The organism is Rhodoferax potami (genome assembly GCF_032193805.1).
Taxonomy (GTDB): Bacteria; Pseudomonadota; Gammaproteobacteria; order Burkholderiales; family Burkholderiaceae_C; genus Allorhodoferax; species Allorhodoferax potami_A.
Genome location: NZ_JAVBIK010000001.1, coordinates 3,340,286 through 3,360,748 on the forward strand (window position 1 = coordinate 3,340,286; position 20,463 = coordinate 3,360,748).

Annotated in this window: 15 protein-coding genes and 1 other RNA gene; 10 read left to right on the forward strand and 6 right to left on the reverse strand. The window is 61.3% G+C overall.

The window, feature by feature from the left end; genetic code table 11:
- Positions 1 to 212: 212 nt before the first annotated feature.
- Positions 213 to 545: a thioredoxin TrxA gene (trxA, locus tag RAE19_RS16125; RefSeq protein ID WP_313875832.1), complete on the reverse strand. Its 333-nt coding sequence runs from the start codon at positions 543 to 545 to the stop codon at positions 213 to 215.
- Between the two features lie 157 nt (positions 546 to 702).
- Here trxA and RAE19_RS16130 point away from each other — a divergent pair, with 157 nt between their 5' ends.
- The 3 genes from RAE19_RS16130 to RAE19_RS16140 are packed head-to-tail and all read left to right on the forward strand — an operon-like array spanning position 703 to position 7,942.
- Positions 703 to 3,267, forward strand: coding sequence for a PD-(D/E)XK nuclease family protein (locus tag RAE19_RS16130; protein ID WP_313875833.1), 2,565 nt, complete (start codon positions 703 to 705; stop codon positions 3,265 to 3,267).
- A complete protein-coding gene (locus tag RAE19_RS16135; RefSeq protein ID WP_313875834.1) occupies positions 3,264 to 6,629 on the forward strand; it encodes a UvrD-helicase domain-containing protein in 3,366 nt (1,121 codons plus the stop codon). Before RAE19_RS16130 ends, RAE19_RS16135 begins: the two co-directional genes overlap by 4 nt.
- A 5-nt stretch (positions 6,630 to 6,634) precedes the next feature.
- Positions 6,635 to 7,942, forward strand: a complete 1,308-nt coding sequence (locus tag RAE19_RS16140; RefSeq protein WP_430962551.1) for a TIGR03862 family flavoprotein — start codon at positions 6,635 to 6,637, stop codon at positions 7,940 to 7,942.
- An 80-nt stretch (positions 7,943 to 8,022) separates the two neighbouring features.
- On the opposite strand, the gene RAE19_RS16145 is transcribed toward RAE19_RS16140, so the two are convergent.
- Both RAE19_RS16145 and ffs read right to left on the reverse strand, forming a co-directional pair.
- Entirely contained in the window at positions 8,023 to 9,945 is a 1,923-nt protein-coding gene (locus RAE19_RS16145; RefSeq protein ID WP_313875835.1) for a diguanylate cyclase, read from the reverse strand.
- Between the two features lie 33 nt (positions 9,946 to 9,978).
- Positions 9,979 to 10,074: signal recognition particle sRNA small type (gene ffs, locus RAE19_RS16150), an RNA gene on the reverse strand.
- 40 nt (positions 10,075 to 10,114) lie between these two features.
- Here ffs and dnaX point away from each other — a divergent pair.
- Genes dnaX through RAE19_RS16170 form a run of 4 tightly spaced genes read left to right on the forward strand, consistent with a single transcriptional unit; the run spans position 10,115 to position 13,593 of the window.
- Positions 10,115 to 12,160, forward strand: coding sequence for a DNA polymerase III subunit gamma/tau (gene dnaX / locus RAE19_RS16155; RefSeq protein ID WP_313875836.1), 2,046 nt, complete (start codon positions 10,115 to 10,117; stop codon positions 12,158 to 12,160).
- 42 nt (positions 12,161 to 12,202) lie between these two features.
- Complete coding sequence (locus tag RAE19_RS16160; RefSeq protein WP_313875837.1) at positions 12,203 to 12,535, forward strand: YbaB/EbfC family nucleoid-associated protein; 333 nt, start codon at positions 12,203 to 12,205, stop codon at positions 12,533 to 12,535.
- 18 nt (positions 12,536 to 12,553) lie between these two features.
- Positions 12,554 to 13,144, forward strand: a complete 591-nt coding sequence (gene recR, locus RAE19_RS16165; protein WP_313875838.1) for a recombination mediator RecR — start codon at positions 12,554 to 12,556, stop codon at positions 13,142 to 13,144.
- Positions 13,145 to 13,179: 35 nt separating this feature from the next.
- Positions 13,180 to 13,593 carry an MAPEG family protein gene (locus RAE19_RS16170; protein ID WP_313875839.1) on the forward strand — a complete coding sequence of 138 codons (414 nt, stop codon included), beginning with the start codon at positions 13,180 to 13,182 and terminating at the stop codon, positions 13,591 to 13,593.
- 4 nt (positions 13,594 to 13,597) lie between these two features.
- On the opposite strand, the gene RAE19_RS16175 is transcribed toward RAE19_RS16170, so the two are convergent.
- Entirely contained in the window at positions 13,598 to 15,247 is a 1,650-nt protein-coding gene (locus RAE19_RS16175) for a transglycosylase SLT domain-containing protein (protein WP_313875840.1), read from the reverse strand.
- Positions 15,247 to 16,014, reverse strand: coding sequence for a hydroxyacylglutathione hydrolase (gene gloB, locus RAE19_RS16180; protein WP_313875841.1), 768 nt, complete (start codon positions 16,012 to 16,014; stop codon positions 15,247 to 15,249). The genes RAE19_RS16175 and gloB overlap by 1 nt, the downstream gene beginning before the upstream one ends.
- Between gloB and RAE19_RS16185 the strand changes: the two genes are divergently transcribed.
- Together RAE19_RS16185 and rnhA are read left to right on the forward strand one after the other, a co-directional pair.
- On the forward strand, positions 16,013 to 16,801 hold the full coding sequence (locus tag RAE19_RS16185; RefSeq protein ID WP_313875842.1) for a class I SAM-dependent methyltransferase: 789 nt from the start codon (positions 16,013 to 16,015) through the stop codon (positions 16,799 to 16,801). The two genes, gloB and RAE19_RS16185, sit on opposite strands and share 2 nt — an antisense overlap.
- Positions 16,802 to 16,809: 8 nt before the next feature.
- The gene (rnhA, locus tag RAE19_RS16190; RefSeq protein ID WP_313876264.1) at positions 16,810 to 17,265 is read left to right on the forward strand and encodes a ribonuclease HI; all 456 of its coding nucleotides are present in this window, start codon (positions 16,810 to 16,812) and stop codon (positions 17,263 to 17,265) included.
- Here the strand turns inward: rnhA and moaA are convergent.
- Complete coding sequence (gene moaA, locus RAE19_RS16195) at positions 17,262 to 18,356, reverse strand: GTP 3',8-cyclase MoaA (RefSeq protein ID WP_313875843.1); 1,095 nt, start codon at positions 18,354 to 18,356, stop codon at positions 17,262 to 17,264. The two genes, rnhA and moaA, sit on opposite strands and share 4 nt — an antisense overlap.
- A 148-nt stretch (positions 18,357 to 18,504) precedes the next feature.
- Here moaA and RAE19_RS16200 point away from each other — a divergent pair, with 148 nt between their 5' ends.
- A complete protein-coding gene (locus RAE19_RS16200; protein ID WP_313875844.1) occupies positions 18,505 to 20,460 on the forward strand; it encodes a TonB-dependent receptor plug domain-containing protein in 1,956 nt (651 codons plus the stop codon).
- Positions 20,461 to 20,463: the final 3 nt, after the last annotated feature.

A 20,463-nucleotide genomic window follows, 5' to 3' on the forward strand; every position in this document is an offset into this window, starting at 1 on the left:
GGTCCCGTCAGGGCGTTAACCGGAAATCGGCAAAAAACCAGAGTGGTCTAAAAATTCAGGGGAGTGGGGATTGAGGCAAGACCGTGAGCTTGGCCTCGGTGTCCTGAGCCTGATCTGGCTGACCGCCTTCAATCTGGCGGGTGGACACAATGATTATGACAGGAAATTGCAACCGCACTGCAGCGGCGCGGTTGCAATGGTTTATGGGCGGATCAGGCCAATTGCTGGTCGATGAAGGCAATGAGCTGCGCCTTGCTCAACGCACCGACCTTGGTGGCCGCCAATTGACCATCCTTGAACAACATAAGGGTAGGAATGCCGCGGATGCCGAATTTGGCAGGAATGTCGCGGTTTTCGTCCACATTCATCTTGGCGATCTGGAGCTTGCCTTCGTAGGCGGCAGACACCTCATCGAGAATCGGGGCGATCATTTTGCAGGGGCCGCACCACTCTGCCCAGTAGTCCACCAGAATGGGTTGTGCAGATTGCAGAACGTCGGCTTCGAAAGTCGCGTCTGTGACGTGTTTGATGAGTTCGCTAGCCATGGTGATTCCTTTGGAAGAGTGCTAATGCAGCTAAAGTTGCGGCATTGTGACAGAAACCAAGCCCCCCCATGATGCCCCGCCGGCTATCGAATCCATAGCCAAAAACGATGTAGCCCGTGGGCTGCGGGCTTTTTCTTATCCGCCGACCCATCCGGCTATGGCACTGTGGTGCGCGCCTGAGACGGGCTTGTTGGACCGTCTCGCCATCTGGATGCAGGCCTGCAGCGCCCACCCCGGCCGCACGCTGGTGTTGCTGCCTTATGCCCAGCTCTTGCCGCTCGCGCGGCGCTTGTGGTCTGACCGTTATCCCCAAGGCTTTGCGCCCCGGTTTGAGACCACATCGAACTGGCTGGCCTCTTTGGGCGTGGCAGAGCTGCAAGCCACCGATATCAGCCACGACATGGCGCTCGACAGCCTGACTGCCCAGCAGCTCTTGGCCCATAGCGGCATGGCCGACCGCGCATCTTTGGCGGGCTTGCTGGCCCAGACCGCCCAGCAGCTGGCCCCCTGGGCGGCGGCTGCGGGCCCGCAAGGTCGATCGGCCTGGGCCGCCAGTGCCCGAAGCGCGGTCGGGATCGGTATGGAGTCCCAGGCCGTGGCCTGGGAGGCACAGGTCATGCGGGTGGCCGTTGAGTGGGCCGCCGTGTCGGCTTACAACACCGATGGGCTGTTTGCCCCGGACGTCTTGGAGCCATGGGACGCGGTGGCTTGGGTCCAAGGCATTTCAGCCGACCCTTTGGCGGCCGCCTTGCAGGCACATTGGGGCGACAAAGCGCAGCTTTTCCGGCTAGACGAAACGATCCACGACGAAGCGGCTCAAGGTAGCGCGATACCGCAGGCCAATAGCCTGTGGCAGCTGCATGCCTGTGCCGATGCAGAAGACGAGGCCCAGCGCGCAGCGGCGTGTGCAGTGGCTCACGTGCTAGCCGATCGCTACCCCGTTGCCCTGGTGTCGTCTGACCGGGCCTTGACCCGCCGCATGCGCGCCATGCTGGAGGCGGCCGGCATTGCCATGCGCGATGAAAATGGTTGGAAGCTCTCCACCAGCCTGGCCGGTGCCGGGCTGATGGCCTTGTTGCGCGCAGCGGCCTGGAATGCCAGCACGGACGAGGTGCTGAACGCTTTCAAGCTCGCCCCCGCCTTTGCCCCAGAGATGCCGGCGCTGGAGCAGGTGCTGCGCCGCGCCCAGATCCGCGACTGGCGGCACGCGGTGAGCTGCCCGCCGGTGCAAAAAGTACCTGCATTGCAAGGCTTGTGCAGCCGTATCGAAGCGGTGCGCAGCACCTTGTCGGGCAATCGCCCGCTGCCGGCCTGGCTGGCCGCACTGCAGGCAGCGCTCCACGCCACCGACGCGTGGAATGCGCTGCAAGCCGATGAAGCCGGCACCGTCATGCTGGCCGCCCTGCGCTTGCTACCTGCGGAGCCGCAGGCGTGGGCCGATTATTTGGATGCCGCCTTGTGGGCGGGCACCCGTTTGGATGCCAGCGACTTCACGGCCTGGGTGAATCAGGTTCTGGAGTCGCAAAGTTTTCAGCCGGCATACCCGTACGAAGAACAGGTGGTCATTCTCCCCATGAGCCAGATGCTGGCGCGCCCGTTCGCCGCGGTAGTGTTGGCCGGCTGCGACGAGGTGCGCTTGAACCCTTCTCCCGAGCCGCCCGGGGTTTGGACACCTGCACAGCGCGAGGCTTTTGGCTTACCCTCCCGCGCAGTGCTGGAAGCCCGGCTGCGCGCCGCATGGTGGCAGGCTTTGCGGGCGCCGGTGTGCGATGTGCTTTGGCGCACCAGTGACGATGCCGGCGAGCACATGGCACCCAGCGCGCTGGTGCAGTGCCTGTCCTGGGCAGGCGAGGGGGCTGCCCGTACTGCCAGCGACCCTCGGCTCGACCAGCGGATCGCCTTGGCGCCCTTGTTGCCCCCGCAACCCCAAGGGCAAGCCCTGCCTTTGAAGCAACTGTCTGCCAGCGCCTATGAAGACATGCGCACCTGCCCTTACCGGTTTTTCGCCTTGCGCCAATTGGGTTTGAGTTCGGTTGATGAGTTGGAGGCCGAGGTCGACAAGCGCGACTTTGGCGTCTGGCTGCACGCGGTGTTGGCGGCCTTCCACGCCGAATTGCAGGCCGCGCCCACCAGCGATGCAGCGCAGCGCAGTGCACTGTTGCAGTCGGCCGCGGATGCGGTAACTGCGTCGATGGACCTCCCGGACGGCGAGTTCTTGCCCTTTGCGGCCGCTTGGCCTGCCGTGCGCGATGGCTACCTCGTCTGGTTGCGCAAGCACGAGGGCCAAGGCTGGGCGTTTGCAAGTGGTGAGACCTCGCACACCCAGGCCGTGGGGCCGGTCACCCTGGCGGGGCGTATCGACCGCACCGATACCGGGCCGGAGGGCGCTATTTGCGTGCTGGACTACAAAACCGAACCCTTGGGCAAAACCAGAGAGCGGGTGAAAAACCCGATGGAGGACACGCAAATCGCCTTCTACGCCGCCCTGTTGCCGCACGATACGGTGCATGCGGCCTACATCAATATCGGCGAGCGCGAGGGTACGCAGCCCCAAGTGCAGACCCATATTGTGGAAGCGCGCGATGCCTTGATCGAAGGCATTGCCCACGACATGCAGCGGGTGGCCGAGGGCTATGCGCTCCCCGCCTTGGGCGATGGCCCAGCCTGCGACTATTGCCAGGCACGGGGCCTGTGCCGCAAAGATTTTTGGAGTCCCTTATGACGGCGCGGATGGATGCAGCCTACGAAATCAACGGCTGCCACGTCGACCGGGCTGACTTTTATGCGGTGGCCTGCGACCCCCGTCGCAGCGTGGCAGTCGAGGCCTGTGCCGGTGCCGGCAAGACCTGGATGCTGGTGTCGCGCATGGTGCGTGCATTGTTGGATGGGGCTGCCCCCCACGAGATTCTGGCGATTACCTTTACCAAAAAAGCGGCCGGTGAAATGCGGGAGCGCTTGCAGGAGTGGCTGCGCGACTTCGCGCAGGCGGACGACGCCACCTTGCGCCGCGAGCTGCAGCTGCGCGGCGTCCGCACCGAGATCACCGAGGCCCAGCTCCAGACACTGCGTGGGCTGCACGCTGCCCTGCTGACCACCGGCCGGCCGGTGCAGGTGCGCACCTTCCACAGCTGGTTCGCCGCCTTGTTGCGCAGCGCCCCTCTGGGCTTGCTGCACCAGCTCGGCTTGCCCACCAGCTACGAGCTGCTGGAGAACGATGCCAAAGCTATTGCCCAGGTGTGGCGCCGGTTTCACACCCGGATTGCGCAAGACCAGCCAGCGCGCGCCGACTACCTCGAGGCGGTTGCCGTCTACGGCAGGCACGGCACCCTGAAGGCCCTGGAGGCCGCCATCCACAAGCGCACCGAGTTTGCCTTGGCAGATGCGCAGGGCGTGGTCGATGCGTCGGTGGTGCATTTCACAGTGCAGTTCCCGGCCATGGCTGCGTGGGCGCACCCCGATGACCGGCTCCAGAGCGAGCCGGTGCAGGCCCTGCTCTGGGCCAGTGCCAAAGCCTTGGGCGGGAGTACGCTCAAAACCTGTGTGGAAGCCGGTGCAGTGCTGGAGCAGGCGCTCAGCGCTGCAGATACCGTGGGCATCTACAAGGCCCTGTTTACCGAGAGCGGGAGCCCACGAAAGCTCAGTGAAAAAGTCGTGGGCATCGCAACCGTGCGGGAGGCCCAGGCCCTGCTGGCCGACACCCGGGCTGCGCTGGAGCAGCATCTGGCCTGGCTGCACCAGCAGCGCATGGCCCGCCTCAGCCGCGGACTGCTGCAAGACTATGCGGCGCTCAAGCGCGAGCGCGGCTGGATCGATATGGCCGACCTCGAGCAAACCGCATTGCGCTTGCTATCGGATGAGACTGTGTCCGGTTGGGTGCAGGAGCGGCTCGATGCGCGCATCAAACACCTGCTGATTGACGAGTTTCAAGACACCAACCCCCTGCAGTGGCAGGCCCTGTTTGCCTGGCTTGAAGGCTACGGCGGCAACGGTGCCAAGCCCGGGGTGTTTGTGGTGGGGGACCCCAAGCAAAGCATTTATCGCTTCCGGCGTGCCGAGCCGCAGGTGTTTGAAGCGGCCAAAAACTTTGTGCGCGACGGCTTGCAAGGCGATGTGCTCAGCTGTGATCACACCCGCCGCAATGCGCAGGCCATCATCCAGCTGGTCAACACCGCCATGCTGGGGGCGCAGGCGGCGGGCGAGTTCAGTGACTACCGGGCCCACACCTCCGAATCAGCAGACACCGGTGCGGTGCTCAAGCTGCCGCGCATTGGGCGGGCCGCTAAAACAGCAGAGGGCGAGGAGGATGCGTCCAGCGAATGGCGAGACAGCCTCAGCACCCCGCGCCACGAGGCAGAAGACACCATCAAAACCCTGGAGTGCCGGCAGGCCGCGGCCTGGTTGGCCGGGCAGCTGGTCACTCAAGGCGGGCCTTGGCGGCCGCAAGACATCATGGTGCTGGCGCGCCGCCGCGAGCGCTTGGGGCTGATGCAGCAAGAGCTGGCCGCCTTGGGCATTCCTGCCCAGCAGCCGGAAAAAAATGAACTCGGCGACATGCCCGAGGTGCAAGACCTCGTGGCGCTGCTGGATGTGTTGGTATCCCCCGCCCATGACCTGTCTTTGGCGCGGGTGCTCAAGTCCCCGGTTTTCGGAGCGACCGATGCTGATCTGGTAACTCTGGCCGTGGCGCACCGCCGCGCCCGCAGCGAAGCCCGCGCCACGGACCCCGAGGCGGCGGTGCCTGCGTGGCTAGCCGTGCTGTGCCAGCCACTTTCGCCTTGGCCCGCAGACAGTGTGCTTGCCGCCGCAGCCGTGCAGTTGCAACGGTGGCAAAACCGCGTGCTCACCCAGCCGGTGCACGATGCGCTGAGTGCCATCTATGAAGAAGGCGCCGTACTGGCCCGCTACGCGGCTGCCAGCCCGCCGGTGTTGCGCGAGAGTGTGTTGGCCAATGTGCGGGCGCTGCTCAACGCGGCTCTGCAAGTCGATGGCGGGCGCTACACCACCGCCTACAGCTTGGTGCGCGCCTTGCGGCAAGAGGGTAATAAAGCGCCGGTGCGTGCAGACGCCGCTGCAGTGCGCTTGCTCACCATTCATGGCGCCAAAGGGCTGGAGGCCCCACTGGTGCTGATGCTCGACACCGATGCCGAAAGCGCCCGCCCTGAGAGCATGGGCATCCTGGTCGACTGGCCCGGTGAAGACGCCTACCCGCGCAAGCTGGTGTTCATGGCCAGCGAGTCGCGCCCGCCTGCGTGCGCAGCCGCGACGCTGGCCATCGAGCAAGCGGCCCGGCAGCGCGAAGAACTCAATGCACTGTACGTGGCGCTGACCCGTACCCGCCAAACCCTGGTGCTTTCCAGTGTGGAGCCCCACCGTGAGCGCGAAGGCAGTTGGTGGAAGCGCCTCGAGGCCTTGTCCACGGCCTGCACCCTGCCCGAGCCGGGTGTGGCCGCTGCGCTGCCAGGCGAAACAGTGGGGCAGGGCGCGGAGCCCAAGGAGGTCTTGCTGAAAGTGATTCCGTCGCTTGGTTTGCAGCGAAATGTGCCTGTATCGCCCGCTCATAGTGCGCGACCAGCTATACATTTGGTAGCAAAACCTGCGGCGGACGCGACAGACTCTCTCGAATCCCGGGTCGGCCAGGCCATGCACAGGCTGCTGGAATGGGTGCCGCTGCAAGAAGGTCCCCAGCGTTCGGAGTCGCGGTGGTCTGCTGCGCAACGCGCCCAGGTCGCACGCGCCTTTGGTTTGGGGCCGGATGATGTGGCCCGTGCCGAGCGCATGGCGCAAGGCATACTCGCAGGCGAAGCAGCTTGGGCGTGGCAACGGCCGTCGGTGGTATGGCATGCCAACGAAGTGGCGCTGGCCCACGCGGGGCGCACCTTGCGGCTGGACCGCCTGGTGCAACACCGGGCGACCCAGGCGTGGTGGGTGCTGGACTTCAAGTCCACCGCCACGCCGCAAGACCAGCCCGATCTGTGCGACCAGCTGCGCGAGTACCGCACCGCACTGCAGCTGATCCAGCCGGGCAGCCAGGTGCACATTGCCTTTTTGACGCCGCAAGGCCGACTCATTGAACTTTTTGATTGACTACTTTGACTGAACTGAATTCTTCCGCTGCTCCTGTTACTGCTCTGCCTCCCTTGACGGTGGACGTGGCCATCATCGGCGGTGGGCCCGGCCTGATGGCTGCGCAGGTGCTGTGCGATGCCGGCGTTGCCGCCCATGTGTTTGACGCTATGCCCTCGGTGGGCCGAAAGTTCCTGCTGGCGGGCAAGGGGGGGCTGAACCTGACCCACTCCGAGGGGGCCGATACCTTTGCCGGACGCTATGGAGCGCGCCGCAGCGCCATTGAATCTTTGCTGGCCGGGCTGGATGCCACCGGCTTGCGCGCCTGGGCCGAGTCGCTGGGGGTGGAAACATTTGTGGGCAGCTCCGGCCGGGTGTTTCCGGTGGATATGAAAGCAGCGCCCCTGCTGCGGGCCTGGTTGCACCGGCTGCGTCACCCGGCAGAAGGCCACGGGGTGCAGTTCCATATGCGCCACCGCTGGACCGGTTGGACCGATGCAGCAGCAGGCGAGGCCACCTCTGCGCTGGTGTTCGAGACGCCGTCTGGGTCGCGCTTGGTGCACGCCCGTGCTGTGGTGCTGGCCTTGGGCGGCGGCAGCTGGGCGCGGCTGGGTTCCAACGGTGCTTGGGTGCCCTTGTTGGTCGCCAAGGGTGTGGCGGTTGCGCCTTTACTGCCCGCCAACTGCGGCTTTGATGTGCAAGGCGGTTGGACCTCGTTTTTCAGCGACAAGTTTGCCGGCCAGCCGTTCAAGTCAGTGGCCATCTCGGTCAGCCATGCGAACGGTGTCGCGTTTCAGCGCAAGGGCGAGTTTGTGGCCACTGCCACCGGCGTGGAAGGCAGCTTGATCTACGCCGCCTCGGCCTTGCTCCGCGACGAGATATTGCGCACCGGCAGTGCCACGATCCATCTCGATTTGTTGCCCGACATGTCTGCCGAAAAGGTGTTGGCTGAGGTGCGCCACCCGCGTGGCACCCGCTCCCTGAGCAGCCACCTGAAGAGCCGTTTGCACCTGGAAGGCATCAAGGCCGCCATGCTGTACGAGCGCCTGGGCAAAGAGGCGGTCAACGATCCTGTGCAACTGGCGGCTGCTATCAAAGCGCTGCCCATTAACCTGCAGGCAGCACGCCCGATTGACGAGGCCATCAGCACCGCCGGTGGCGTGTTGTTTGAGGTGCTGACACCGCAGCTGATGCTGGAGCAACTCCCCGGCGTGTTCTGCGCCGGCGAAATGCTGGACTGGGAAGCCCCAACCGGCGGCTATCTGTTGCAAGCCTGTTTTGCCAGTGGCAAGGCGGCGGGGCAGGGCGTGGTGGACTACCTGCGTTCAGCATAAAAAGTGCCGCTAGCCTACGATTTACCTGCGCTGGTAGCTCCTGATTTGATAGCAATTAGGGCCGTGTCTGTGGCCCGGGGTCAGACCGTGTCAGTGGCCTCGGTCTTGCGCAGCCGGGGAGATGCGGCCCGCACACAGTTGCGGCCGCTGTGCTTGGCCTCGTAGAGCGCACGGTCCGCATCGCCCACGAATTGCGAGGGCGTGAACAGCATGTCGGGGATTGCACTGGCGACGCCGAAGCTGGCGGTGAAGCGCAGGGTGCGGCCTTCAAAAGGTACCTCCAGTGCCGCAATATCCGACCTGAATTCTTCGGCCAGCTCCAGCGCGTCGCCCAGGGTGCTGTTGATCAGTAGCACCACAAATTCCTCGCCGCCGTAGCGGGCCAGCAAATCGCCTGCGCGCTGCACTTGTTGCCGCATGAGCTGCGCCAGCGCCTGCAAACAGGCATCGCCCGCCGGGTGGCCATAGGTGTCGTTGATGGCTTTGAAGTGGTCGATGTCCAGCAGTACCAGAGCCAGTGGTTGCTTCAAGCGGCTGGCGCGCTTGTGCTCGGTGACCAGAGACTGGTCGAAAAACGCCCGGTTGCCGACCTGGGTCAGGCTGTCTGTCATGGAGAGGCGCTGCAATTGCTCGTTGGCCAGGCGCAGCTGGTCGAGAGTGAGGTTCAGCTCGGTGGTGCGCTCGCGCACCCGCTCTTCCAGCGCACGGTTCGCGTCAGCGGTGGCGTCGAGCAAGGCCTGCTGCGAGGCGCGGGCTTTTTTGGCGTGCGCGAGAGCCGCGCTTTGGGCATCGATGCGCAGGCCGCGGTCAGTGTTGATCCGGTCTGCCAGGGTGAGTGACAGCAGCAGCACCAGCATCAAGATACCGATTTGCGAGGCGTTGTCGACGAGAAAGTTGCTCGGCAGCCAGCCGAATTTGCTGATGGTCAGCACGCTGACCCCTACAAAAACTGCGGTCCACGACAGGCAATAAAAGCGGGCAAACCGCGCGCCCAGCCACCAGCGCCAATAGCCGATCGAGAGTGCGGCGACGGACACCACCAAGATGAAACCCGACGTGACCCGGATCAACCAGCTGTAGGGCAGAACGAAGGCGCTCAATATCAGGCCTGCACTGGTCCACGCCATGCCCATCATGACCCGATGGGCAGTTGGGGAAAAGCGCTCCAGCTTCAAAAAGCTCACGGCAAACAGGCTGGCCGACAAGCAAGCACTCGCAATGGCGACCGGAACCGCCACACTGTTCCAGCGAATCGCTTCGGGCCATACATAGGCAAATGCATAGCCATTGAGCGTGCCCCAAAACACCAGGTAGCTGGTGACAAAGAAGATGTAGTGCAGGTAGCTCCTGTCCCGGGTGGAAAGATACACAAACAAGTTGTAAACAATCATCACCACCAACATGCCGAACACGGCGCCCGACATCAGGTGGCCGCGGGCAGATGCTTCATAGAATGCCGCCGGCTGCCACAGGCGCAACGGGGCTTCTACCGTGCCACTGGAAGCGATCCGTAGCACCACGAGGTTGCGCCCGGGCTCCAAGTTCAGCGGCATCACAAAGTTCTGGTGCTGAATCGCCCGTTGCGCATAAGGCTGCTCATCGCCCAGCGCATAGCGGTTGACCATGCGGCCCTCCAGCAGGTGAAACAACCGCACGTCATCCAAGAAGGGGCGTGGCAGTTCCAGAACGCGGGCCATGGGCATGGCCGTCTGGTTGTCCAGTACCAAGCGGAACCAGTACGCATGGTTGGTAAAGCCGAAGTTCGGGATGGTGCGGGCCACCGGCATCCAAGGCTGGCCCTCTGCCATGGCTTGCTCGAGTTGGAGCTGGCGGCCGTCATCCAGCAAATAGGCTACGTTCGCGCCGATGTCCACGGAGGTCGGGCTGTCGGCAGTGAGGGGAATAACGGGGAGCGTGGCAGAAACGCCGGCAGGTTGGGCACCTGCAGACCCGCTCAGTACAACACAAAGGGCAAGGGCCCATCGCAGGAAACCCAAAACCATGGTGGCGTGGCCGACTGAGATTAAGAAAGGGTAGTTGACGAGCCTGACCCCGGCACTGGTTCCACAGTTAGGGCTGCTTGGTTCCCCACCTGACCCGGTTGGCCGCTTCACCATGCGGGAAGGCCCGTCAACCGCTATTGTAACCCTGCCAAGACCTTAGAATCCCCTCATGTCTTATCTCGTGCTCGCCCGCAAGTACCGCCCCCGCAATTTCACAGAAATGGTAGGGCAGGACCACGTGGTGCAGGCCTTGACTAATGCGCTGACGACGCAGCGTCTGCATCACGCGTATTTGTTTACCGGCACGCGTGGTGTGGGCAAAACTACCGTTTCCCGCATTCTGGCCAAATCCTTGAATTGCCAAGGTGCAGACGGGCAGGGCGGTATCACCGCGACCCCGTGTGGCGTGTGCCACGCATGTAGCGATATCGATAGCGGCCGCTTTGTGGATTACACCGAGCTCGACGCGGCTTCCAATCGTGGCGTCGATGAAGTGCAGGCCTTGCTGGAGCAAGCGGTTTACAAGCCGGTCCAAGGGCGCTTCAAGGTCTTCATGATCGACGAAGTGCACATGCTCACCAACACCGCGTTCAACGCTATGTTGAAAACGCTTGAAGAGCCGCCTGAATATCTCAAGTTCGTGTTGGCCACCACCGACCCGCAAAAAGTGCCGGTGACCGTGCTGTCGCGCTGTCTGCAGTTCAACCTGCGCCCCATGGCGCCGGAAACCATCCGCGAGCACTTGACCAAAGTGCTGGATGTCGAGCAAGTGCACTCCGAAACCCAGGCCCTGCGCTTGTTGGCCCGCGCGGCGCGCGGCTCGATGCGTGATGCTCTGAGTCTCACCGACCAAGCGATTGCATTCGGCTCCGGGCAGTTGCAAGAGGCTGCGGTGCGCCAGATGTTGGGCAGCGTGGACCGCTCATACGTCTTCCGCCTGATTGAGGCGCTGGCGGCCGGTGACGGTAAAACTGTGGTCGACACCTGCGAAACCTTGCGGATGAATGGATTGAGCGCTGCCTCTACCTTGGAGGAAATGTCCTCAGTGCTGCAGCGGATGGCGGTGGCACAAGCCACCGGGCATTCCGGTTTGGACGACAGCGACCCGGAAGCTGCAGAGACTGCCCGCCTGGCACAGGCGATGCCGGCAGACGAGACACAGTTGCTCTACAGCATGTGCCTGCACGGCCGTGCAGATCTGGGCTTGGCCCCCGATGAATACGCAGCGCTGACGATGATCTTGCTTCGTTTGTTGGCCTTCAAGCCCGCGGCTGAAAAAAAAACTCTAGCGATTCCTGAGCGCCCGGCGGCGCCAGTGCCTGCAGCCGCAGCTGCAGTGGCACCCGTAGTTTCTTCGGTACCTTTAGCCTCGGCAGTACCGGTGCCTGCGGCGTCCCCGGCGGCTGAGTTGCCGCCTGGCAGACCTGCAACTCCGCCTCCACGCAAGGTGGTTGTCCAGCCTTGGGAGGATGCGCCGGTACCGGTTCATTCGCCTGCATTGGCGCCTGCGGGGGCGGCTCCTGCCTCTGCAGCTCCTGCAGCAACGCCTTCAGTGATTCCCCCGGGGCAGGTGCTCGCGGTGCGTGACAGCAGCCCTGTATCTGCGACAGCCGATTCCTCGGATAACGAAGAGATCGTGGACATAGACCCCGCAGAGGACGATGCCTATGAGGCGCCGTGGGTCGATGATGTCGACGAAGATTATGAGCAAAATGCGCCTCTAGCCCCGTTGAATAGTGCGCCGGTAGCTACAAAAATTGTAGCGATACCCGTGCAGGAAATTCAGGAAAGCTCGCTGGATGAGCCGCCGGCCACGGTCGGCTTTGAGCCCACCGAAGAAGGTGATTTCTGGCATCAAACAGTGCAGCACTTGATTGCGACGGAGGCGATCACCGCGATGGTGCGGGTCCTGGCTTTGCAGTCGCAACTGATAGCGCGTGACACCGACCAGTGGCACCTCCGGCTCGAGCGGGAGTCTCTCAACCAAGCCAGCACCCGGGAGCGTTTGACGCAGGCCTTGCACACCGCTGGCTATCCGGTGCAACTTGCGATCGAGGTCGGCCGCGTCGTGGATAGCCCTGCGCGGCGCAACGCGGTGGCCACAGCGGAAAAGCAGCACGCCGCGGAGCAGATAATCCTGCAGGAACCATTTGTACAGGCCATGATGCGCGACTTCGGCGCCAAGATTGTCCCCGGCTCTATCAAGCCGCTGTAAGCGGCCGCCCTATTTTTAATCCCATTCTTTTTAAGGAAAACCATGTTCAACAAAGGACAACTCGCGGGCCTGATGAAACAAGCCCAGACCATGCAAGACAACATGAAAAAGGCCCAGGACGAGTTGGGCAATATTGAAGTTACCGGCGAGTCCGGCGCTGGGCTGGTCAAGGTCACCATGACTTGCAAGCATGACGTGAAGCGCATTGCGATTGACCCCAGCCTGCTGGCGGACGACAAAGACATGCTCGAAGATTTGGTGGCTGCCGCCTTCAATGCCGCAGTGCGCAAGGCGGAAGAAACGTCCGCTGAAAAAATGGGCAAGATCACAGCTAGCATGCCCGGTTTGCCCGGCGGCATGAAGTTCCCGTTCTGATCACCGGCGCCGCACCGCATGTCTGACTTGAACGCCCTTGACACCTTGATCCAGGCTCTGCGTGGCTTGCCGGGCGTGGGCGTGAAGTCAGCGCAGCGCATGGCTTTCCACCTGCTGCAGCACGACCGGCCTGCCGCGCAGTTTCTCTCCAGGGCCTTGAAAGAGGCAGCTGACGCGGTGCACCACTGCGAGCGGTGCCATACCTTCACGCAAGATGCTGTATGCGCCACCTGTCTCGACGATCGCCGCGACCGCACGCAGCTCTGTGTGGTGGAAACGCCCGCGGACCAAAGTGCGATGGAGCGCACCGGCGCCTACAAAGGGCTGTACTTTGTGTTGATGGGCAAGCTCAGCCCCCTGGATGGCGTAGGGCCCAACGACTTGGGCTTTAAAAAGCTCTTTGACCGTGCTTGCGATGGCTTGGTACAAGAGGTGATCCTGGCGACCAACTTCACCGCAGAGGGGGAGGCCACCGCCTATGTGATCGCCGAGGGGCTCAAGGCTCGCGGCTTGCGCCCGACTCGGCTGGCACGCGGTGTACCGGTGGGTAGTGAGCTGGAATATGTGGACCTGGGCACCATCGCCCACGCGCTGGTAGACCGACGCTAGCGCATTTTTAAATTCATTTGAAAGACAGTTTGTTCATGCAATTCGCCCACTTCACCGTCGCTTATTGGTGTGTTCTGATTGCGGCGCTTTTGCCCATCGTATGTGCCGGAATTGCCAAGTCCGGCCGGATCGGAGTAGCCCGCAGCAAAGGCGGCTACGACAACGTGAATCCCCGCGAGTGGTTGGCGCGCCAGACCGATTGGCGGGCCCGTGCCAACGGTGCCCAGGCCAACAGCTTCGAAGCGCTGCCCTTTTTTATTGGCGCGGTCATCATTGCCCACCAACTCGGCGCCCCGCAAGCCCGGTTGGACGTGCTGGCATTTCTGTTCATTGTCCTGCGCTTGCTCTACATCATGATGTATGTCGCAGGCATGGGCAACTTGCGCTCAGCGGTGTGGTTTGCCGCCTTGGCAGTGAACGTCGGTATCTTGCTGGTCGGCTACCGCTAAGCGCTTATCCCTGCTTTTTGCTCGGGGCCTTCGTGGCCCCTTTTTTTGCGGGTGCACTAGGCTTGGCGGCTTTCTGGCCGCTGCTTGCTTTTGATTTCGCTGCAGCGGGCTTTGCCGCCTTCGAGGTTGCTGGCGCTGCTTTGGCACTTTTAGCCTGTGGCGGCAGCATCAACACAACAGACTGGCCCGGCTTGAAGCGGGCACTGGCAGATACCTTGTTCCACTCCGCGACTTGCGCGGGATTGGTTTTGTACCGGCGGGCAATGGTGGCCACCGTATCGTTTTTGCCGGCTTTGACGGTGACCCGCCTCAGGACGATCTCGGGGGCAACAGAAAGTTGGCTGTTGTCTGCCACTTTGATGGGCACGTCTGGCATCTGGTGACTGCGCGGTACCAACAGGGTGGAGCCCGCCCTGACGACCATTCGGGGCGGGATGTTGTTCATGCTGCGCAGGTCGGACTCGCTCATGCCTACTTTTTTCGCAACCTCTGCGGGGCGCATGGTGCTGGGTACTACCCAGGCTGTCCAGCTGGCAAGGCGCCCGCTGTAGCTTTCCAGGTTCGATTGGAAAACCTCTGCATTGTCCCAAGGCAAAAGAATTTGCGGGGTGCCGGCTGCCAAGATGACAGGGCGATTCAGCGACGGGTTCAAGGCTTTGAAATCGTCCACGCTGACCTCGGCAAGCTTGGCTGCGAGCGCAACGTCGATGTCGCGCCGGATCGTTACGCTTTGAAAATAGGGGTGGTTTTCAATCAGGGGCAGCTTGGAATTGAATTGGGCCGGGTTCGACACAATGTTCTTGACCGCTTGGAGTTTGGGCACGTAAAAGCGGGTTTCCATGGGCATGTTGAGGTCGGGGTAACCCGTTGGCAAGCCCGCGCGCTGATTTTTTGCAATCGCCCGCGACACGCTACCTTCGCCCCAGTTGTAGGCGGCGAGCGCCAAATGCCAGTCGCCGAACATGCGGTGGAGCTTTTGCAGGTAGTCCAACGCAGCACGCGTGGAGGCGAGTACGTCGCGCCGGTCATCCCGGAAGCTGTTTTGCTTCAGTTCGAAATACTTGCCGGTGGCAGGCATGAACTGCCACATACCAGCCGCCTTGGCGCTGGACACGGCTTGGGGGTTGAAGGCACTTTCAATAAACGGCAGCAGGGCCAGCTCCGTTGGCATGTTGCGGACTTCCAGCTCCTCCACGATGTGGAACAGGTATTTTTTGGAGCGCTCTGTCATCCGGAAGATGTAGTCAGGACGCCGCGAATACCAGACCTCCCGGTCTTGCACCAGTTCGCTTTGGAGGTCATTCATGCCGTAGCCGCGGCGGATACGCTCCCATAGGTCTACCGGAGGGGCAACGGCGGCCACGCTCCGGGAGCTTCTTCCAAGCTCCATCGAGGTCAGCGGAACCGTCTCGCCCGGCCGAGCGGTGCTGGTAGCCGGCGGCGCTTTGATGGGGGCGCCAGGGCGTGCAATTTCTCGGCTCGGACGCAGGATCAAACTGTTTGGATCGTTAGGAGTAGCTTGCGCAGCGCTACTTGCGGCGGGAGATGGAGCCGGTGAGTGCAGCCCGTCTTGTGGCATCGGGCTGTTGAGTGTGCCAGCACATCCTGATAGGAGGGCGACGACACCCACGGCAAATAGGTGAAAACGGATCATTAAAAATTGTTTTTCCATTGGCGCAGAGTGGCGAAAACGCCCTCTGCGGAGACTCCTTGGGCGTCATGCCGGATGACTTCGTGCATGACGCTGTCCAAGTGAGTGCGTAAAAAAGGGTTGATCAGCCGCTCGCGGGAAATGGTGCTCGGGAGTGTGGGCTGACCGGCGTTGCGCAATTGCTGGCAATGGGTTTGGTACTCTGCGATCGCCTCGTTGTCAGGTTCGACAACCCTGGCAAAGCGCAAGTTACTCAAAGTGTATTCATGGGTGCAGCAAACCCGTGTCTCGGGGGGTAAGTCTGCCAGGCGTCTTAAAGACTCCAGCATTTGTGCGGGCGTTCCTTCGAACAAGCGGCCGCAACCTGCGCTGAATAAAGTATCGCCACAAAACAGCAAAGGAACTTCGCCTGAAGGACTGGCGAAAAAAGCGATATGTCCGCTGGTGTGTCCGGGCACGTCCATCACTGTGAAATCCATCCCGAGGGCGGATACTTGATCACCGTCACTCAGGCGCTCTATCGGCTCCGGCATTTTTTCATGCGCTGGCCCGTAGACGCGGGCTCCGGTGGCTTCGCGCAAAACATTCACGCCGCCGGTATGGTCCGCATGGTGATGGGTGACTAGAATGCAGCGCAACGTCAGGGAGTTGCGTTGCAGGGCATCCAGCACGGGTTGCGCGTCCCCCGGGTCTACCACCAGTGCGTCATGCCCGTTGTGCAACATCCAGATGTAGTTGTCAGTGAAAGCGGGTAGTGGTAGCAAGGTCATGAGCGATCAAATTATAGGTTTGCAGGAATGGTTCAAGTCTCCGGCGGGCAGCTATCTGCTGGAATGGGAGCAGGCGCAACTGGATGAGGCGGTTGCAGACCTTTTTGGCTACCATGCTTTGCAGTTGGGCGTGCCGGAGCTTCAGGCATTGCAGCTCAATCGTATGCCGCATCGATGGCTTGCCACCGCAGGGCCGGATCCCCGATATGGGGTCGTCGCGTTTCACTCCGACTTTACCGCCCTGCCTTTCCCCGCCAACAGCCTTGATCTTGTGATTCTGCCCCATGCCTTGGAGTTCAGTCCGGATCCGCACGCCACACTGCGCGAGGTGGAGCGCGTCTTGGTTCCGGAGGGAAAAGTGGTGATTTGCGGCTTGAATCCTGTGAGTCTGTGGGGCTTGCGCCAACGGCGAAGCCGCTGGTACCTACGGGCGGGCTGGGGTCAGGTTTTTTTGCCCGAGTGGGGTGACTTGATTGGATACTGGCGTTTACGGGATTGGTTGCGCTTGTTGAGTTTTGAGGTGGAGGTCGGCCGATTTGGTTGCTACCGCCCTGCGGTGGAGTCTGCGGATTGGCTGCGGAGATTCGCCTGGATGGACCGCGTCGGGCCGAGGTCATGGCCGATTTTTGGCGCCGCGTATTTCGTGGTGGCGACCAAGCGCGTGCGCGGCATGCGGCTGTTAGGAGCGAATTGGAAGTTGTCGACCAAGCGCAGCGCCGCCGCAGTGCCGGTGGCACAGCAATCGCATGCCTCGGTGAATGAGAGAAATGGGAAGGAAACCGTGTGACAGATTTGATGGCGAAAGTAGTGATTTACACCGATGGTGCCTGCAAGGGCAATCCGGGGCCCGGGGGCTGGGGCGTGCTGCTCCGGTCTGCCGACGGCGCTGAAAAGGAGCTGTCAGGCGGCGAGCTGGGTACGACCAATAACCGCATGGAAATGATGGCAGTGATCGAGGCATTGACCGCATTGAAGCGACCCTGCGACGTGACCTTGCATATTGACAGTCAATATGTTTTGAAAGGCATCACGGAGTGGCTGCAAGGCTGGAAGGTCAAAGGCTGGAAAACAGCCTCCAAGCAACCCGTGAAAAATGTGGATTTGTGGCAGCGCCTGGACACCTTGGTGAGTACTGCGGGCCACAAAATTGATTGGCGCTGGGTCAAAGGGCACGCCGGAGATCCGGGTAACGAACGTGCCGATGGACTGGCCAACCGTGGCGTGGAGCAAGCGCTGCGCCAGCGGAGCTAGCCTCCGATATAGCTCATCTCGACGCGGCGGGTGGCCGTACCGGCCCCTATGGGCTCGGCCCCCCGTTGTGCGGAGTACTGGTCTTTTCGCGCGCCCCACACGCGGGCAATGGCGTCTTGTAGCTGCTGGTCATTCGCTCCAGAGCGCAAGAGTGACCGCAAATCATGGCCTTGGCTGGCAAAAAGACAGAGGTAGAGTTGCCCTTCGGTAGACAGGCGCGCCCGGTTGCAGTCCCCGCAGAACGCTTGCGTTACGCTGCTGATAAAGCCCACCTCACCAGCTGTGGTGTCGTGCCGCCCGGCGGAATCTGTGTAGCCCCAACGCTGCGCGGTTTCGCCCGACTGTGTGCTCTCCAGAGCGATGAGGGGCATTTCCGCCTGAATTCGCTTTAGCACTTCGTTGCTCGGCACTACCTGGTCCATTTGCCAACCATTGGTTGCACCGACATCCATGTATTCGATGAAGCGGAGGGCGACACCTGTGCCCTTGAAGTGCCGTGCCATGGGCAGGATCTCTTGTTCATTGGTGCCGCGTTTGACCACCATGTTCACTTTGATGGGGCCGAGGCCTGCTTTTTGCGCCGCTTCAATGCCCAAGAGGACATCCCGGACCGGGAATGCCACATCGTTCATCGCTTGGAAGACGTTGTCATTCAGACCATCCAGGCTCACGGTGACTCTTCGCAGGCCCGCACGCTGGAGCGAAGCGGCTTTCTTTGCAAGCACAGAGCCATTGGTGGTGAGGGTGATGTCCAGGGGCAGGCCTGATGGAGTGGGTATGGCCGCCAGTTGTTCGATCAGCGCTTCGAGATTTTTACGCAAGAGTGGCTCGCCGCCCGTCAGGCGTATTTTTTGAACTCCCAGCGCCACGAACTGTCGGGCCACTCGTGTGATTTCCTCAAAACTCAGCAGATCTTGATGGGGGAGGTAAGGGTAATCTTTGTGAAATACTTCCTTCGGCATGCAATAGCTGCATCTGAAGTTGCAGCGGTCAGTGACGCTTATTCTCAGGTCCCTCAAGGGTCGCCCGAGGGTATCCACGGTCGGTGCTGCAGTCGCCGCCCGGGATGTGCCCACGGGTTGCGATGGCATGGGGAGCCCGAGGGTTCGTTTGTCAATCAGAGGGAAAACGCGTTGGGTAGAGCTTGCCATGCGGTTTGTAGGAATGTTCGTCAAAGTCGCCGTAATCAGGGCAAAATCTGCTGCAGAAAGAATAGCAACCGTTGTTGGATCGAACACCATGAAGCCATCTATCACCGTAATGTTACTGACATTGGTATCTCCTTGGGTTGCTGCAGAGCAAACCGGGCCCGTGGCGGTGTCCGAACGTGATTTCATGAGTGATATTCCGGTCGTTTTATCGGTCTCTCGCCTCGCACAGCCGGTGGACGAAGCGCCCGGCGCGGTGACTATCTTGGACCGCCACTTCATCCGTATTTCGGGTGCGCGCGACATTACGGATTTGCTGCGCCTCGTTCCCGGTTTCCAGACGACCACATCGTTTGAAACGGATGCGCCCATGGCCAGCTACCACGGTCGCAATGACGACTGGGCCAACCGGATTCAGGTATTGGTCGACGGCCGTTCGGTGTATTCGGGTCACCTGCAAGGCTCGGCCGGTCTGGGCTTACAGGCATTGGCCATGGACGATATCGAGCGGATTGAGATACTGCGGGGTTCTAATTCGGCCGCTTACGGTGCGCGCGCGTTTTTAGGCGTGATCAACATTATTTCCCGCGATGTTCGCGAAACCGCAGGTTCCCGGGCGAGGCTGAGTGCCGGGGATGGCGGTGTGGCAGACGCATTTGTTAGCACTGGTTGGGGCGATTCAGACCATGCCTATCGGGTGTCCGCGGACACGCGGGGTGACATGGGCTTGCGTTCGGCCTACGGGGTCAACCGAGTTTCACGGGTGAATGTCACTGGTGCGCTGGCCCTCGAAAGCGGTTTGGAGTTGGAGTTACGAGCAGGCAGTGCGGGGATAGATGCCGGACGCGGAAATGCGGATTCACCTGGCAACGCAGAGCGCAGTCGATTTATCGGGGCGCAATTTGTGCAAGCTGATTGGCACAAAATTTTGACACCCGAGCAGGATTTGAAAGTTTCGCTCTCCCATACCGAAAACACCCACAGGGATGTTTTTCCTTATCTCAGCAACAACGCGGGCACCAATTACTTCGGGATTCCGGTGGACTTTAGTGGCTACGAAGTAAACCAAGCGGTCTCCCTTCAACACACCACCGTATTGAATCCCCAATGGAGATCGGTGTGGGGGGCTGAGCTCCGCAAAGAAGTTTTGACATCCCCGTCGACCTTTGATGGTAGGGGTAGCGTCTCTACAGACTTCCAACGCCTGTTTGGGAACTTGGAGTGGAAGCCCTTGCCTGCCTGGATACTCAATAGCGGGGTCATGTTGGAGCAAAGCGAACTCGGCGGGAAAACCGTGTCTCCGCGCTTGATGCTGAACTGGCATGTATCTCAAGGGCATACCTTGAGGGCTGGCGTGTCCACTGCATTCCGGCCCCCCAGTGCTTTCGAGAAATATGCTGCCGTTCGGTACTATGACCAGAGCGGGAAAAACCCGATCACTACCGTGTTGAGCAGCGGCAATGTGGGGCCTGAGAAAATTGAGAGTCGTGAACTCGGATACAACCTGGCACTGCCTGCGCGCGGTTTGTCTGGAGACGTGAGGATTTTTGATGAGCGGATTACCGACGGTATAGAGCGGCCAAGGCGGATAGATCAACCGAGTGACTTCGTAAGTCCCAACGACCATCTGAATATCCAAAACTATCGCATCCAAGGGTTGGAGCACCAGCTTCAATGGAAGCCATCGGCCCCCTCCCTCCTGATGGTGACTCAGACCTGGACCCATATTTCCGGGGTAGAGCAGCTGCGGGTCCTTAAGGGTGCCGCACGGTACGCCATGTCACTGATTGGTAGTTATGCCCTGAATAGCGGCTACATGGTCTCACTGATGCATGCCCAGTCAGAGGATATCGCGCTGATGTCCTCTAACGATGGGGTCTACAACATCGTCCGTACCGATGCGCGTATTGCGAAATCCTTTCGCTTGTCCGGCCGCAAGGCCGAACTTTCGTTGGTGATCCAAAACCTAGATCAGCCGGTTCGTGACGGCGATAGAAAGTTCTTTTTCGATCGTCGCGCGTTCGTAACCTTGAAAGCCGAGCTCTGAACA

What these genes read in the sequence shown, in the direction of transcription:
- RAE19_RS16170 (WP_313875839.1), top strand. Translation starts at nt 13,180, where the DNA reads ATGCAATTCGCCCACTTCACCGTCGCTTATTGGTGTGTTCTGATTGCG.
- RAE19_RS16175 (WP_313875840.1), bottom strand. Translation starts at nt 15,247, where the DNA reads ATGATCCGTTTTCACCTATTTGCCGTGGGTGTCGTCGCCCTCCTATCA.
- rnhA (WP_313876264.1), top strand. Translation starts at nt 16,810, where the DNA reads ATGGCGAAAGTAGTGATTTACACCGATGGTGCCTGCAAGGGCAATCCG.
- RAE19_RS16185 (WP_313875842.1), top strand. Translation starts at nt 16,013, where the DNA reads ATGAGCGATCAAATTATAGGTTTGCAGGAATGGTTCAAGTCTCCGGCG.
- RAE19_RS16200 (WP_313875844.1), top strand. Translation starts at nt 18,505, where the DNA reads ATGAAGCCATCTATCACCGTAATGTTACTGACATTGGTATCTCCTTGG.
- gloB (WP_313875841.1), bottom strand. Translation starts at nt 16,014, where the DNA reads ATGACCTTGCTACCACTACCCGCTTTCACTGACAACTACATCTGGATG.
- dnaX (WP_313875836.1), top strand. Translation starts at nt 10,115, where the DNA reads ATGTCTTATCTCGTGCTCGCCCGCAAGTACCGCCCCCGCAATTTCACA.
- RAE19_RS16130 (WP_313875833.1), top strand. Translation starts at nt 703, where the DNA reads ATGGCACTGTGGTGCGCGCCTGAGACGGGCTTGTTGGACCGTCTCGCC.
- recR (WP_313875838.1), top strand. Translation starts at nt 12,554, where the DNA reads ATGTCTGACTTGAACGCCCTTGACACCTTGATCCAGGCTCTGCGTGGC.
- moaA (WP_313875843.1), bottom strand. Translation starts at nt 18,356, where the DNA reads ATGCCATCGCAACCCGTGGGCACATCCCGGGCGGCGACTGCAGCACCG.
- RAE19_RS16160 (WP_313875837.1), top strand. Translation starts at nt 12,203, where the DNA reads ATGTTCAACAAAGGACAACTCGCGGGCCTGATGAAACAAGCCCAGACC.
- trxA (WP_313875832.1), bottom strand. Translation starts at nt 545, where the DNA reads ATGGCTAGCGAACTCATCAAACACGTCACAGACGCGACTTTCGAAGCC.
- RAE19_RS16135 (WP_313875834.1), top strand. Translation starts at nt 3,264, where the DNA reads ATGACGGCGCGGATGGATGCAGCCTACGAAATCAACGGCTGCCACGTC.
- RAE19_RS16145 (WP_313875835.1), bottom strand. Translation starts at nt 9,945, where the DNA reads ATGGTTTTGGGTTTCCTGCGATGGGCCCTTGCCCTTTGTGTTGTACTG.